Origin of the sequence: Mycobacterium sp., from assembly GCF_032161845.1 — a bacterium.
Lineage (GTDB): Bacteria > Actinomycetota > Actinomycetes > Mycobacteriales > Mycobacteriaceae > Mycobacterium.
Genome location: NZ_JAVRQA010000243.1, coordinates 1 through 13,706, shown reverse-complemented (window position 1 = coordinate 13,706; position 13,706 = coordinate 1). Strand labels below are relative to the sequence as shown.

General features: G+C 67.7%; 13 protein-coding genes. 6 read left to right on the top strand and 7 right to left on the bottom strand.

Features of this window, described 5'->3' with window-relative positions:
- On the bottom strand, positions 1 to 237 hold a 237-nt coding region (locus tag QOD90_RS14145), incomplete at its 3' end, for a hypothetical protein (protein WP_526350698.1).
- A 270-nt stretch (positions 238 to 507) separates the two neighbouring features.
- Here QOD90_RS14145 and QOD90_RS14140 point away from each other — a divergent pair.
- The 4 genes from QOD90_RS14140 to QOD90_RS14125 all read left to right on the top strand — a co-directional run bounded on the left by QOD90_RS14140 (position 508) and on the right by QOD90_RS14125 (position 3,812).
- Entirely contained in the window at positions 508 to 1,086 is a 579-nt protein-coding gene (locus tag QOD90_RS14140; RefSeq protein ID WP_526350696.1) for a hemophore, read from the top strand.
- 170 nt (positions 1,087 to 1,256) lie between these two features.
- Positions 1,257 to 1,652 (top strand): hemophore-related protein, encoded by a 396-nt coding sequence (locus QOD90_RS14135; protein WP_526350694.1) that lies wholly within the window; start codon positions 1,257 to 1,259, stop codon positions 1,650 to 1,652.
- Between the two features lie 56 nt (positions 1,653 to 1,708).
- Positions 1,709 to 2,377, top strand: coding sequence for a response regulator transcription factor (locus QOD90_RS14130; RefSeq protein ID WP_526350702.1), 669 nt, complete (start codon positions 1,709 to 1,711; stop codon positions 2,375 to 2,377).
- A 1-nt stretch (position 2,378) separates the two neighbouring features.
- On the top strand, positions 2,379 to 3,812 hold the full coding sequence (locus QOD90_RS14125; RefSeq protein WP_526350692.1) for a HAMP domain-containing sensor histidine kinase: 1,434 nt from the start codon (positions 2,379 to 2,381) through the stop codon (positions 3,810 to 3,812).
- Here QOD90_RS14125 and QOD90_RS14120 read toward each other — a convergent pair.
- Genes QOD90_RS14120 through QOD90_RS14110 form a run of 3 tightly spaced genes read right to left on the bottom strand, consistent with a single transcriptional unit; the run spans position 3,727 to position 6,553 of the window.
- Positions 3,727 to 4,104 (bottom strand): DUF3054 family protein, encoded by a 378-nt coding sequence (locus QOD90_RS14120; RefSeq protein WP_526350690.1) that lies wholly within the window; start codon positions 4,102 to 4,104, stop codon positions 3,727 to 3,729. The two genes, QOD90_RS14125 and QOD90_RS14120, sit on opposite strands and share 86 nt — an antisense overlap.
- Positions 4,091 to 5,329: a M23 family metallopeptidase gene (locus QOD90_RS14115; RefSeq protein ID WP_526350688.1), complete on the bottom strand. Its 1,239-nt coding sequence runs from the start codon at positions 5,327 to 5,329 to the stop codon at positions 4,091 to 4,093. Before QOD90_RS14115 ends, QOD90_RS14120 begins: the two co-directional genes overlap by 14 nt.
- A gap of 9 nt (positions 5,330 to 5,338) precedes the next feature.
- Entirely contained in the window at positions 5,339 to 6,553 is a 1,215-nt protein-coding gene (locus QOD90_RS14110; protein WP_526350686.1) for a lysylphosphatidylglycerol synthase domain-containing protein, read from the bottom strand.
- Positions 6,554 to 6,629: 76 nt separating this feature from the next.
- On the opposite strand from QOD90_RS14110, the gene QOD90_RS14105 reads away from it, so the two are divergent.
- Positions 6,630 to 7,802, top strand: coding sequence for an AI-2E family transporter (locus tag QOD90_RS14105; RefSeq protein ID WP_526350684.1), 1,173 nt, complete (start codon positions 6,630 to 6,632; stop codon positions 7,800 to 7,802).
- Here the strand turns inward: QOD90_RS14105 and QOD90_RS14100 are convergent.
- The 3 genes from QOD90_RS14100 to trmB are packed head-to-tail and all read right to left on the bottom strand — an operon-like array spanning position 7,799 to position 12,643.
- Complete coding sequence (locus tag QOD90_RS14100; protein ID WP_526350682.1) at positions 7,799 to 11,095, bottom strand: MMPL family transporter; 3,297 nt, start codon at positions 11,093 to 11,095, stop codon at positions 7,799 to 7,801. The genes QOD90_RS14105 and QOD90_RS14100 overlap by 4 nt on opposite strands.
- 55 nt (positions 11,096 to 11,150) lie before the next feature.
- The gene (locus QOD90_RS14095; RefSeq protein ID WP_526350680.1) at positions 11,151 to 11,876 is read right to left on the bottom strand and encodes an NYN domain-containing protein; all 726 of its coding nucleotides are present in this window, start codon (positions 11,874 to 11,876) and stop codon (positions 11,151 to 11,153) included.
- Positions 11,873 to 12,643: a tRNA (guanosine(46)-N7)-methyltransferase TrmB gene (trmB, locus tag QOD90_RS14090; RefSeq protein WP_526350700.1), complete on the bottom strand. Its 771-nt coding sequence runs from the start codon at positions 12,641 to 12,643 to the stop codon at positions 11,873 to 11,875. The genes QOD90_RS14095 and trmB overlap by 4 nt, the downstream gene beginning before the upstream one ends.
- A gap of 132 nt (positions 12,644 to 12,775) precedes the next feature.
- Here trmB and QOD90_RS14085 point away from each other — a divergent pair.
- The coding region (locus tag QOD90_RS14085) for a hypothetical protein (protein ID WP_526350678.1) at positions 12,776 to 13,706 on the top strand (931 nt) is incomplete at its 3' end.

Genomic DNA, 13,706 nt, shown 5'->3' with positions numbered 1-13,706 from the left:
CGAGGCGTCCGCGCGCGGAGCCGCGACCAACGCCAAGGGCGACGCGCCCTGGTCGGGGAAGTGGTCCTGGATGGCGTGTTCGACGCTCAGCGATTGAGACCCGGCTACCTCGAACCCGCCGCCGGTGAGATTGCCCGATTCGTTCAGGGCGAGGTAGACCGAAGGGAGCAGGAGAAGCAGCCATGCGACGAAGACTGCCCAGCGGTATCTGCGCAGCTTGCTGCTCAACCGCAACATGAACTGCTGGATGGCGGACCCCTTGCCTTACTCCCCGCGTTTCGTAGCGAGAGCCTACCGCAGCACGAGGTAGGGTGGCCGCCTTCCGAGCCGCCCCGGATCGGCCTCAGCCGCCCATGGAAGCCACCTGGGTATTTGCTGTGCAGATTGGTGGCCCGGCTGTCCTGATGGCAGTATGGCGCTTGACCGTGTCCGGGTCGGGGATCCGATTGGTCGCTATTCGTATGTCTACGAGGCCATTGGACGTTCGCAATCCGTAAGGAGTTTTCGTTGAAGGCCTCCACTCCCGCCGTCCGGCGGTTTCTCGGCGGTGTGTTCGCTGCATCCGCGGTCGGTGGTGCGATCGTGACCGCAATGGCGATGCCGGGGGCCCCATCGGCGACGGCTGCGTCCGACCCGTGCGCGGCGAGCGAGGTCGCTCACACGATCGGCTCTGTGGCCACCTCGATGGGCAACTACCTCGATTCGCACCCCGCCACCAATGCCGCCCTGACGACCATCTCGCAGCAGCAGGCCGGCCCGCAGTCGCTCGGCGCGCTCAAGACGTACTTCGACGCGAACCCACAGGCGAGCAAGGACATGCAGGCGTTGCAGGCGCCGCTGCAGGGACTCTCGGCTCGTTGCAAGCTGCCGCTGACCTTGCCGCAGGTGATGGGACTGCTGCAGGGCGCCCAGTCGCCAGCCGGCGCGCTTCCGGGGGGCGCGTCAGGAAGTTTGCCGGGTGGGCTGCCCGCGGCGCAGACCGTCGGAGTGCCGGGAACCGCGCTGCCCGCCCAGTCGTCGCCCGCCGCTGCGGCCGCGCCAGGCACCGGCCCGCTACCCGGACCCGCCACGGCAGTTCCCAGGTAGTCCAAAGCGCCTTGCCCTCGTGTTCACGAGAACCCCCTGAACTGCGGGTACGGGCTTTCTCACGGTCGTTTAATCGCAAGGCAAGAAAGTCGTGACCGAGTCTGCTTAGCTTTTCGATGTCGGCGACCGCACAGGTTTCCGGACTTTGCACATTCGATGAAGGAGCTTGCATGTTGAGATCGGCGGTGCGCTGGCCCAATGTTGGGCGACGTGCGGTAGCTGGCGCGATGGGCGCAGGCACAATCGCAGGCGCCATGTTGTTCGGTGCGCTTCCGTCTGCGATGGCAGACGATCCGGCCCTCAACCCTCCGAACTGCAGCGCCGCGGACCTCGCCGGCGTCGCGTCGGGTGTTTCGGCGTCGACCTCCGCGTACCTGTTCACCCACCCCGACGTGAACTGGTTCTTCACCAGCCTCGAGGGTCTGCCGCGTGATCAGGTTCGCAGCCAGGCCAAGACCTACCTGGATCAGAATCCTGGCGTGAAGGCTGACCTGACGGGCATCCGTCAGCCGCTCGTCGACCTGAAGAACCGTTGTGGCTCGGCGCCCGCGCCAGCCATTCCGTAGACCCGGTGCGGGTGGTGGAGCCACCTGCGCTTGAGGGCGCGGGTCGCACGGTCTTGATGGTCGACGACGACCCGGACGTCAGAACGTCGGTGTCCCGCGGATTGCGGCACTCGGGTTTTGACGTGCGGGTCGCGGCGACCGGCAAGGAGGCGCTGCGGCTGCTGTCCAACGAAAGCCACGATGCGCTGGTTCTCGACGTTCAGATGCCGGAACTGGACGGCGTTGCGGTGGTGACCGCGTTGCGGGCGCTGGGCAACGACATTCCGATCTGCGTGCTGTCGGCGCGTGACACGGTCAACGATCGGATCGCCGGCCTCGAAGCGGGCGCAGACGATTACCTGACCAAGCCGTTCGACCTCGGCGAGCTGGTCGCCAGGCTGCACGCGCTGTTGCGCCGGTCCAGCCTTTCGGAGCGCTCGCCGGACACCATGACCGTTGGGCCGCTGACCATCGATACGGCCAGGCGGCTGGTGTTCGTCGAGGGTGATCGTGCCGAACTGACCAAACGCGAGTTCGACCTGCTCGCCGTTCTCGCAGAGAATGCGGGCGTGGTGCTGTCCCGGCAACGACTGCTCGAGTTGGTGTGGGGTTACGACTTCGAGGTCGACACGAACGTCGCCGACGTGTTCATCAGCTACCTGCGGCGCAAGCTGGAGCGCGAAGGCCACCCCCGGGTGATCCATACGGTGCGCGGGATCGGGTACGTCCTACGCGACGAGCCCTGAGGTGCGACTGGCCCGCATCGGCAGGTCCGCTTCACTGCGCACGCGCGTCGCCCTCGCCTCGGCGGCTGCCGCCGCAGCGGTCGTCGCGGTGTTCACCGTTCTGACCTCATTGGTGTTGGCCAACAACGACGCCGTGCAACTCGACCGTCGGCTGGACTCGATCGTCGACGCCAGCGTGTACGACCAAACCAACGGCGTGCTTCAGACCGGTCGGTCGCGGTCGTCGGGGCAAGTGGTCTACCAGCGGGGCTTTCAGCTGCCGCAGTTGACGCCGGGGACCGAGACCGTCGAGGTCAACGGCGTCGAGTACCGGGTGCGCACCATCCCCGTCGATCAGCAGGGCGGGGTGCTGATGTCGGTGGGCATCCGGGCCGACAGCGTCCTGCTGAACCGCGCGCGGATACCGCTTTACACGGCGGTCGGCGTCGTCACCGTGCTGATCGCCGGTGGATTGGGATGGATGCTGGCCGGTCCGGCGATCCGACCGTTGCGCAGGCTGACCGAGCAGACGATGCGGCTGGGTAAGGGCAGCGAGCAGATGACGGCGGTGAAGGGTGCGCGGGAGGCCGAGGAGTTGTCCGACGCGATGGCGGGCATGCTCGATCGGCTCGCTGCCGCGCAGCTGGCGACGACGAATTCGCTGCAGGCCGCGCAGGACTTTGCGGCCAACGCCGCCCACGAGCTGCGCACCCCGTTGACCGCGATGCGGGCCGACCTAGACACGCTGCGGATTCACGATCTGCCCGCCGAGGAACTCGAGGAGGTCGTCGGGGATCTGGCTCGTGCACAGCGCCGGGTGGAGGGCATCATCACCGCCCTCGGCCAGCTCGCGTCGGGTCAACTCGCGCAGGCCGAGGACCGCGAGCTGATCGACGTCACGGACATGCTCGACCGGGTGGCCCGCGAGAACGACAGGGCAGGAGACGTGCGGATCGTCGTTCAGAGCGATGACGCCATCGGGACGATCTGGGGGTGGCCCGGTGGTCTTCGGCTCGCGGTGGACAACTTGGTACGCAACGCGATCGGTCACGGCAACGCCACCACGATCGTGCTGGCTGCGCACCGGGGCGCCGCAATCGACGGCCGTGGTGAGGTACTCACCGTCATCGTCGACGACGACGGCCGCGGGCTACCCGCCGACGAGCACGAGTTCGTCATGGGCAGGTTCGCCCGAGGTAGCACCGCGACACCGGGTGGTTCTGGGCTCGGGCTTGCGTTGGTGGCGCAGCAGGCGGCCCTGCACGGTGGCGGAATCGAGTTGTCGGACGGGCCCCTCGGCGGCCTGCGCGCCACGTTGACCGTGTCGACTTCGCCTGGGGCGGAATCGGATTCGGACTCCGGCGATGAGTTCAGCGGTGAGCCAGGGCCCTTGCGCCGAGGCGCCAACCGAGTAGCAAGATGGCGGTCGAAAGCGAAGCGACCACCACAAAGCTGATCGCCGTGCCCTGGGAGGTGGCCTTGCGCAACAGCATTCCCACGATGACGGTGCTCACCCAGATCACGACGCCCGTCGGGGCCAGCGAGGTCGGCCGCCGCCATGCCCTGGCCGCCAGCCAACCGGCCGCGGTACCGGACAGGAACGGCCATGCCGTCTCGAGGACGCCAGCCACGGTGATTCCCTCGGCGTGACTTCGCCTTCCGATGGCACAGAACACCAGCACACACACGACGTCGGCGAGCAGGGCGCCCGCGGCCACCCTGGCGGTCGTGTCGTCAGCCCTTTGCATAGGTCATCACGTCGAGTACCAGCGGGCTGAGCTCCTTCTCGTCCCGCGCCGTCGATCCCGGTGCCAGCTGTGCGGGCTGGCCCGCCAGCAACGGGCCGAGTGCGTCCATCGAGGCCAGCCTTCCGTCGAGGATGAAGTCCTTGAACACGAACGGTAAACCGTTGGAACGCAACGGGTCCGGCGTGCTCATCACGTGAAAGTGCAAATGCGGTGCATCGGTGTTGCCGGTGTTGCCGAGGTTGGCGATCACCTGGCCGGAGGTGAGACGGTCGCCTGGTTTCACCTTGACGCTGCCGGTCTTCAAATGCGCGTAGAGGGCGTAGTTCCCGTCGCCGATGTCCTGGACGACGTGGTTGCCTGCGTACTGGTCGAGCGGAAGGCCGACGGGGCCCTGGCCGGCCACCTGCTCTGGCAACCCGTCGAGCACGGCGACGACGGGTCCGTCGGCAACCGCGTGGATGTCCACGCCGAAGTAGGGGTAGCTCTCGGGTTTGGACCTGTCGCCGGTGAAGACGGTTCCGTCGGCGCTCAGCTGGACGTAGTCGATCGCGAATCGTTCTGCGGCCCAAAGGCTTCCGTCGAGCGGGTTCATGGCCATCCGGTGCGCCGTCATGTCGCAGCAGCTGTTGCCGTCCAGCCAGCGCGGACCGTCCAGCGGAGGCGAGATCACCGCGGGCCGGTGGGTGGACACCGTCACGGGTGCCACGTCGATCTCGGTCATGCTGGCCGGGAGCAGTGGGGGCATCGGCTTGGCCAAGTCGACCACGATGGTGTGGGACAGGTCGGTGGGTACCGGCGCCGAACCGTCGAGCACGACGTCGAGCCACGCAATCCCCGCCTGCCCAGGGCCCAGCGTGGTGGTTGGCGTCTCGCTGGCGCCGAGTCCACGCATCCAATACGCCAAACCACCGCCGGCCAGCGTCAGCAGTTCGTTGCCTCCGGCCTTGACGGACAACGACTTCAGCGTGACGTCACTGCCCAGCGAGTTGGTCAGCTGGAGTTCGTAGGCGAGGTGCCTCTTGCCATCGGTGGTGGGCACCGGCACGGGTGCGGCGATGACGCTCGCGAGGACGGGGGTGGCCTGGGCCGTCGCAGCGGGCGGGACTGACGTCGTCGAGCCACCGGAGCTGCTCGACTGCGACGGTGCTTCGGCCGGGGCCTGACAGGCGGCGAGGAGCACGGCCGCACCCAGAACCGCGAGAGCCTTCCAGACGGCGCGTTGCATCCGCCGATCCTATGGCCCCGGCTCGGGCTGGTGCGGTGCTTCGGGGTCGGGGCTGAACTGGTCCGGTTGCCGGACCTCCGCCTCGTAGACCGCTTCGGGATCGGGGCTGAACTGCTGCGGCGGCATGGGCGCCCCGACATCGCCACCCGGCGGTTCGGGCTCGGGCCCGAGGCCGGCGTCAGGATCGATGTCCTTCTCGGTTCGGAACAGGAAGAAGAACACCACCCAGCCGATGCCCGAGATGAAGATCCAACTCGCCAGTCGGTAGATCAGCATCGCGGAAATCGCGGAGGCGAGTGTCATGCCGCTGGACACCAGACCGGGGACGAGGACCGCCTCGACGACCAGCAGCCCGCCGGGCATCAGCGGGATGGCGCCGACTGCGCGGGCCGCCGCATAGGCGACGGTCAGACCCGCTAGCGACGGCTTGCCTCCCGCGGCGTACGCGGCGAACGCCAGGCACGCGACGTCGGCGACCCAGTTGAAGAGCGACCAGCCGAACGCCGTGCCGAGGGCGCGCCGGGTCAGGCTCACCGACTCGAGTTGGACGAGCATCTCGCGCCACTTGGCCAGGCCGGTGTCCGCAGGCTTGCCGCGCAGGGAGTTGAACCACGACAGCAGGCGCACCCCGATGCCGTCGATCTGCTGCGGATTCGATGCGACCGTCTGCGCCAGCACCAGCAGTGCGACGAAGCCGCCGAGCGTGAAGATCAGCGACAGCGGGTTCTTGCTGGCACCGAGGAGGAAGGCCCCCGCGAGGCCGAGCAGCGCCAGGCCGACCACCTGGAGGGCGCCCGACATCACCAACTGCCAGGACGCGACCATGGGCGAGGCGCCCCAAATGCGTTGCTGCCGATAGACGAACGTCGCGGACAGCACGGGGCCGCCCGGCATCGTCGTCGACAGTGCGTTGCCTGCGTAGAACGCGGCCTCGGATCGCCACTGCTTGACGTAGACGCCCGCGGACTTGAGCAGGGTGCGCTGGATCTGGGCGAAGCTGTGCATCGAGGCCAGCGCGGCGAGCACCGAGGCGAGAACCCACCACCAGTTCGCCGAGAGCAGGCTCCGCCAGGCCTTGGCGAGTTGGTCCCACACCAGCACCACTTCGACGGCGAGTACGGCCACGGCGATACCGATGATGGCCCACCGCAACCACCAGTACTTACCGCGCGGAGGGGTCTCCCGGGTCGCTTCGCTCCTGCTCTCCGAGGCGTCGTGCGACACGGGGTACAGGGTAACGGCGCGCGACCGCCCGACGAGCTTGCCAGGAAGCCGCGTGGCGAGTCGTTACGCTACCGGAATGCCTTCCCGGACGTCAGAAGCCTTCCCGGTGTCACTCGACTCGCAGGCCGACGCGTCCGTGCACCCCATCGTCCGCAAGACGGCCGCCTGGTCGTGGCGGTTGCTGATCATCCTCGCCGCCCTCGTAGCGTTCTTCTGGGTGGTGGGGCACCTCGAGGTCATCGTGGTGCCGGTGTTGCTGGCGACGATGGTGACGGCGATGCTGCTGCCGCTCGTCGACTACCTCGACCGTCGTGGACTGCCGAGGGGCGCGGCCGTGGCCGGCGTCATCCTGGCCAGCATCGTCGTGGTCGGTGGCATCCTGACGTTCGTCGTCAGCCAGTTCGTCCAGGGCGCGCCTGCCCTCGTCGACCAGGTGACCATCAGCATCACCAACGCCAGGAACTCCCTCAACACCGGCTTGCTGTCGCACTTCAGCAACGACCAGATCAAGAGCGCCACCGACACCGCGATCGAGGCGCTGAAGAACAACCAGTCGAAGTTGACCAGCGGTGCGCTGTCGACGGCGGGCACCATCACCGAGATCGTGACCGGTGCGCTGCTGATGTTCTTCACGCTGATCTTCCTGCTGCAGGGCGGACGCAGCATCTTCGCGTTCGTCACCAAGGTCTTCCCGCTGACCGTCCGCGACCGGGTGCGCGATGCGAGCCGGGCGGGCTTCCACTCCTTGACCGGCTACGTGCGGGCGACGTTCCTGGTCGCGTTGGTCGATGCCGTCGGCATCGGCACGGGGTTGGCGATCATGGGCATCCCACTGGCCCTGCCGCTGGCGTCGCTGGTCTTCCTCGGCGCCTTCATCCCGCTCATCGGTGCGGTCATCGCAGGCGGGCTGGCGGTGGTCGTCGCTCTCATCGCGAAGGGTTGGGTGTTCGCGCTCATTGCGCTGGGGCTGATCGTCGCGGTGCAGCAGCTGGAGTCGCACATCCTTCAGCCGTTGGTGATGGGCCGCGCGGTGTCACTTCATCCGCTCGCGGTGGTGCTCGCGATCGCCGCAGGCGGAGTCACCGTTGGGATCGTCGGAGCACTGCTCGCCGTCCCGATCGTCGCAGTCCTCAACAGCGCGATGCGCGTGCTTCTGGCTGACGATCCGGCCGCCGAGGAGGCCGTGCTGGCCGCCGAGGTCGGGCCGCCCATTGCGGGCGAAACCGATGACCTCGAGCCGGAGGCCTAGAGCCGGCCTTCCCGACGCAGCAGGTCAGCCGCGCTGACCCCGCCGCCCCGACGCTTGGGGTTCTCGTCGGCTGCTTCACGGGTGTCGATCTTCTCGGTGGAGTCGGAATCCGAGGGCCGCTGGGTTGGGATCGCCGTGGTGGGTGGTTCTTCTGGCGGCGATGGCGGCGGCTGGCGCCGGGGGGCGGCTGGCGGACGCTTGGCCTCGCCCTGTGGTGCCGCGCCGCTGGCTCCGCCGCGCAGATCGCCCAGCCACGACTCGATCTCGCGGCTACCGGCAGCAGAGGCCCCTCGGGAGCCGGATCCCCTGGCGGGGGACGCGGTGCGCGGCGGGGTGGCGGTCCGGCCCGGGTCGACCCGCGGCGTCCGCGTGGTGGCGGGGTCGGCAGGCGTCGACATCCGGGTGGTCTGATCGGCGGGTGCCGCGGGTGCCGCGGGTGCCGCGGGCATCCGGGTGGTCGGCGGCTCGGTTGCCGGGGGCGGCGGCGAGGTCGGGATGCGCGTCGTCCCCGCTGCCGACGGCGGGCTGACGCGCTGCGGAGCGGCCTTGCCCGTGGCGATCGACCGCTGGCCACCCAGCGGGTGGGTCGGGTCGTGAGGTGGCAACGCGCGCATGGGCGCACCGGCACCGACAAGAGCCTCGGAGTCCACCTCGGGATCGCGCGCCGTTGGCCGCTTGCGCTCGTCGGGAAGTTCCACTTCGCCGAGCCCAAGTCGCTCCTGGATGCGCTTCATCCATTGCGGCGCCCACCAGCAGTCATCGCCGAGCATCTTCATGATCGCCGGGACCAAGAACATTCGGATGATCGTCGCATCGAGCAGAAGGGCCAGCAGCAGACCGAAGGCCAGGTACTTCATCATCACCAGGTCGGAGAACACGAATGCGCCGGCGACCACCGCGAGGACGAGTGCGGCGCCGGTGATGAGGCGGCCGGTGGTGGCGGTACCGATGCGGATGGCCTCCGCCGTCGACAATCCGCGCGCTCTGGCTTCCACCATCCGGGAGACCAGGAACACTTCGTAGTCCGTCGACAGACCCCAGATGACGGCGATGATCAGACCTATCATCGGGGCCATCAGTGGCTGCGGGGTGTAGTTCATCAGGCCCGAGCCGTGGCCGTCGACGAACATCCACGTCAGGATGCCCATCGTCGAGCCGAGTGTGAGCGCACTCATCAGCGCGGCCTTGATGGGCAGCACCAGTGAGCCGAAGGCCAGGAACATCAGCACCGTGGTGGTCAGGATCAACACCACGACCATCAGGGGCAGCTTCGCGAAGAGGCTGTGGATGCTGTCCTGCTCGAGGGCGGGGGTGCCGCCGACCCAGATCGTTACGCCCTTGGGCGCGGACAGGTTTCGTAGCTCGTCGATCTTCTTGGCGGCGTCGTTGCGCACCTCGAGACCGTTCTGCAGCACGCAGGGCAGGTCCTTCGACAGGCAGGGGTGCAGCTGTCCGTCGGTGCCCTTCGGGATCGCCGAGTCGGTGACGTCGGGTGCGACGGGGCGCTCGTCCCAGGTGCCGGTGAAGCCGGTGATCTGGGAGGCCTCGTTCTTCACCTGCGCGAGCTGTTCTTGTGTCGCGCCCTGGACAACCAGTGTCAGCTTCTCGGTGCGGTAGCCGGGGAAGCTGGAGTCGAAGGCGTTCTGGGCCTGACGCACCGCGTTGTCCGGGGGCAGGTACTTCTCGCTGATGCCGCCGAGGGCCAGCTGACCCAGCGGAATGACCAGAAGGATCATGACGATCACGATGGGAAGCGCGAACGCTCCCGGCCGCTTCATGACCTTGTTGACCAGGGTGCCCCAGAAGCCCTTCTCGACCTCTTCGCGGGTCTTGGTCTTCTGGGTCTTCTCGGCAAGGAAGTGCAGCCACCAGATGGTGGGCTTGCGGATCAGGGGGACGTACCGCGCCAGGACGAGGATCGCGGTGACCGAGGCGCAGAAGATGACGATGCCGAGCAGGATCCAGAAGAGGGCGCCTTCGATGACGCCGGCATCCCGGAGCGCGTAGACGCCGTAGGCAAGTCCGCCGTAGGTGCCGAGGTAGGCGAACACCAGCCCGATGAGGGCCAGACCCGCGCCCTGTTCGCCCGTTCTCTTGATCTGGGTACGAGCAATGTGCCCGATCGCGATGCCCACCGGGGGAAGCAGCAGGCCCGCCGGAATCGCGGCCAGGGCCAGGGTGTTCTGCTTCTGGTTGGAGGGGTCGGACTTGATGGTGTTGGGCAGGGCGAACTTGGTCAGTGAGTTCACGCCGAGCGAGTCCACGCGGTGTCCGAGGACCGCCAGCGAGGCAATGAGCACGGTGTTCGACATGATCGCCGCGAGCATGACCGAGGCGATGATCGCGTAGGTGATCGACTTGAGGAAGCCCTGTGGGAAGAGCAGCAGTGGCACCGACGAAGCGACGATGATCACCGCCGAGAACATGACGGTGCGACCCGAGGTCATCATCGTGCGCCGCACTGCGGCCTCGGTGTCGTAACCCTCGGCCAGCTCTTCTCGGAACCGGCTCACGATGAACAACCCGTAGTCGATCGCGATGCCAAGGCCGATCAGCGTGACCACGGGTTGGGCGAAGAAGTGCACGGGCGTGAACTCGGCGGCCAGGCGCATGATGCCGAGCGCGCCCATGATGGTCAGCCCGCCGATGAGGGCGGGCAGGCTGGCAGCGATGACGGTGCCGAAGACGAAGAACAGCACCACCGCGACGAGCGGGATGGCCGCCACCTCGGCGCGCTTCTGATCGTCACCGATGGTGCCCGTCAACTCGCTGGCGATGGGCTGCAGACCGGCGAGCTGGATCTTGCCGTCGTCGACGGTCTGCAGATCGGGCTGAATGATCTTGTAGTTCTTGAGGATGGTGTCGTCGTCGTTGCCCTTGAGCGGCATGACGACGAAGGTCCGCGTGCCCTCGTTGGCGAGGGCCTTGTTCGACGTGGGGTCGCCCGTGGGGTTCGTCAGATAACCCTGCCAGGACAGGATCTGGTCGGGGTGGTCGGCGACGACCTTGTCGAGCTCGTTCTTGATCTGCTTGGACCACTGCGGGTCGTTGGCCTTCTTACCGTCGGGTGCATCCAGCACGGCGACGATGTGGCTGAGTCGGTCGCGGCCGTAGACGTTGTCGGACAACTCCGAGGCAGCCACCGACTGGCTGGTGTCGTCATAGAACCCGCTCTGGGTGACGTGCTGACCCAGGCTGGCGCCGTAGATGCCGCCACCAAGGCACAGCGCGACCATGACTCCGATCACGACGTATCGGAACCGGTACACCATCCGACCCCACCAGGCGAACACGTGAGCTCCTAACTGATCTTCTTCAAGTTTTCTCTACCTCTGCTGCTCGAGTCGTTCATGCGCGCGAGGTGAGTAGCGAGGACAGCGGCCGGAACGGCTGCAGCCACGCCCCCTGTTGGGGCAGCGAGTCAAGGCCGATTCGCGGTAGCGGCTCCCGGAAGACACCAGGAATGTCCTCGAGGTCGACAAACTCCAAGGTATCCGACGCTAGCGCCCAACTAGCATGTTCGCGAAATCCAAGAACGCTGACCGGGATGCCGTCGCGCGCGATGTCCTCCAGCGGGAGCCGGAACGCCTGCCCGTCGGCGGATGCCACGAAGACGCTGGCGAGGCCCTCGCTGCGGCGCAGCGCGATGTGATCGAGCATGTCGCTGTCGACGTCGCTGTCGTCGTCGATCTTCGGTTTGGCGAACACCGCGAAACCGACGTTGCGCAGTGCCTCGACCCACGGCCTGACGACGTCGGCGCTGCCCGGCGCGATGTTGGTGAAGACCGTGGCCTCCGGTTCGAACGTGACCTGCGGCTCGTCGGACGCGCGGTCGCTCGACAGATCGGCGGTGCGGGCGAGGAGCCAGCGACCGAGTGCGTCGAACCGGGGTCGGTGCGCCGCCGTCGGGCGGCCACCGAGGATCGATCCGAGTCCCATGTCCAGGTTGGGAGCGTCCCAGACCAGCAGTACCCGCTGAGGACTCGGGACCTGCGGCACGGCGGTGTCGTCGACCGCGGCTGTGAGCTCGCCGCTGTCCTCCCCGACGATCCCGAAGTCCTCGGTGACGCTCATGGCGTTCTTTCCCACACGAACTCGGCCACATCGCTGCCCGCCCGATGCGCCTTGTCCTCGTACTTGGTCACCGGGCGCCGCACCGAGATGGGCAGATCGACGTCGGTGGCTTGCATTTCCGAGGCGCTCAGCCTGCGCAGTCTGGGCTCGGCATCGCCGACCTCGCCGATTTGTTCGGCGTATCCCGGGTGATCCGTCGCGGCGTGCAAGATGCCACCCGGCCGCAGCCGGTCGGCGATCAGGGCGACGGTGTCGGGCTGCAGCAGCCGGCGCTTGTGGTGGCGCGCCTTGGGCCACGGATCGGGGAAGAACACCCGCACGCCGGTCAACGATCCTGGCGCAAGGAGGTGCTCGAGCACGTCGACGCCGTCACCGCGAATGAGGCGGACGTTGTGGAGGCCCTCGCGGTCGATGCCGTTGAGCAACTGCGCGAGGCCGCGCTTGTAGACCTCGACGGCGATGACGTCCAGATCTGGCTCCGATGCGGCCATCGCCAGGGTCGAGACGCCCGTTCCGCAGCCGATCTCGAGGACCAACGGCGCCGAACGGCTGAACCAGGCTTGCCTGTCGAGCGGGTCGGCGAGGTTCCCGTCGGAGTCCCTGACCTGCATTCCGAGTTCTGGCCAGCGGCGATCCCAGGTATCCCGCTGCAGGCCGGACAGCGCCGAGCGACGGGACCTGAAGCTGGTGACGCGTCGAGAGGCGTGCGCGGGGAGGGTGCTCTCCTCGGAGACCGACTGACTGGTCCCCTCGCGCTGCACGTGCATCCGTCCATGGTCGCTCATCGAGGCCGGTGTGCCCGCATCGTGGTGCAATTTGATACCCAACAGTTGCCTTGAGCGGCTATGTGAGGGAGTAGGCGATTTAGCCGCGCGGCAGGGGTGCGCCGTGGTGTGACGATGGATCTCGGGGGGTTGATCGTGACACAGGCATTCGTCGGCGAGCTGGCACACGTCGCTGAAACCATGGGTAGCCCGCACTTGATGCCGATGGTCGACCGTTTACGACGGCCGGTGCGCGTTGCCGTGGTCGGCCGGGCCGGCGTCGGCCGGGGCAGCGTGGAGGTCGCGTTGCGGCAGCGGGGTGTCGCCGTCGTGCCGTTCGGCGACGGCGGCGAGGGTTTCGACGTCTGCGTCCTGGTGATTGCCGAAACCGTCAAGGCGGAGGAGATCGCCCTGGCGCGGTCGGCCCGGCGGCCGGTGTTGATCGTTCTCACGAAGGCAGATCTGTCCGGTTCCGGGCCGGGAGGTCCGATGGCCGTCGCCGACCGGCGCGCCGTGGCCGTCGAGCGGCAGACGGGTGCGCGGACGGTACCGATGGTCGGACTGCTCGCGGCGTTGGAGGCCGCAGGCGAACTGGACCGCGACCTGGTGACGGCGCTCGGCCGCTTCGTGACCGAGCCGCCGAACCTGACCGGCGTCGACGCCTTCGTCGACGATCCCCATCCGGTCGATCGCGACGTGCGGATGCAACTACTCGCTCGCCTGGACCGATTCGGCATCGCGCATGCCGTGCTCGCCATGGCCGATGGATGTGCTGCGAGCCGGCTGCCGGAACACCTGGCGCGTGTCGGCAACCTCGACCAGGTCGTGGCCGTGCTCGATGCGGTGGCGGCACCGGTCAGGTATCGACTTGTGCGCGGCGCGATCGCCGAATTACGTTCGATCGCAGCACGATTCAACGATGACGCACTGGCGGAGCTGCTGGCCAACGACGTCACGGTGCTGGCGACGATGGCGGCCGCCGTCGACGTGGTGGAGGCGGTCGGCCTGTCCGTCGACCGTGGTGACAGTGCGGCCGCCCACCTTGACCGAGCCGTCCACTGGCGCC

Coding starts and splice junctions, on each gene's coding strand:
- QOD90_RS14135 (WP_526350694.1), top strand. CDS start 1,257: ATGTTGAGATCGGCGGTGCGCTGGCCCAATGTTGGGCGACGTGCGGTA.
- QOD90_RS14130 (WP_526350702.1), top strand. CDS start 1,709: ATGGTCGACGACGACCCGGACGTCAGAACGTCGGTGTCCCGCGGATTG.
- QOD90_RS14120 (WP_526350690.1), bottom strand. CDS start 4,104: ATGCAAAGGGCTGACGACACGACCGCCAGGGTGGCCGCGGGCGCCCTG.
- QOD90_RS14115 (WP_526350688.1), bottom strand. CDS start 5,329: ATGCAACGCGCCGTCTGGAAGGCTCTCGCGGTTCTGGGTGCGGCCGTG.
- QOD90_RS14105 (WP_526350684.1), top strand. CDS start 6,630: ATGCCTTCCCGGACGTCAGAAGCCTTCCCGGTGTCACTCGACTCGCAG.
- QOD90_RS14095 (WP_526350680.1), bottom strand. CDS start 11,876: ATGAGCGTCACCGAGGACTTCGGGATCGTCGGGGAGGACAGCGGCGAG.
- trmB (WP_526350700.1), bottom strand. CDS start 12,643: ATGCACGTGCAGCGCGAGGGGACCAGTCAGTCGGTCTCCGAGGAGAGC.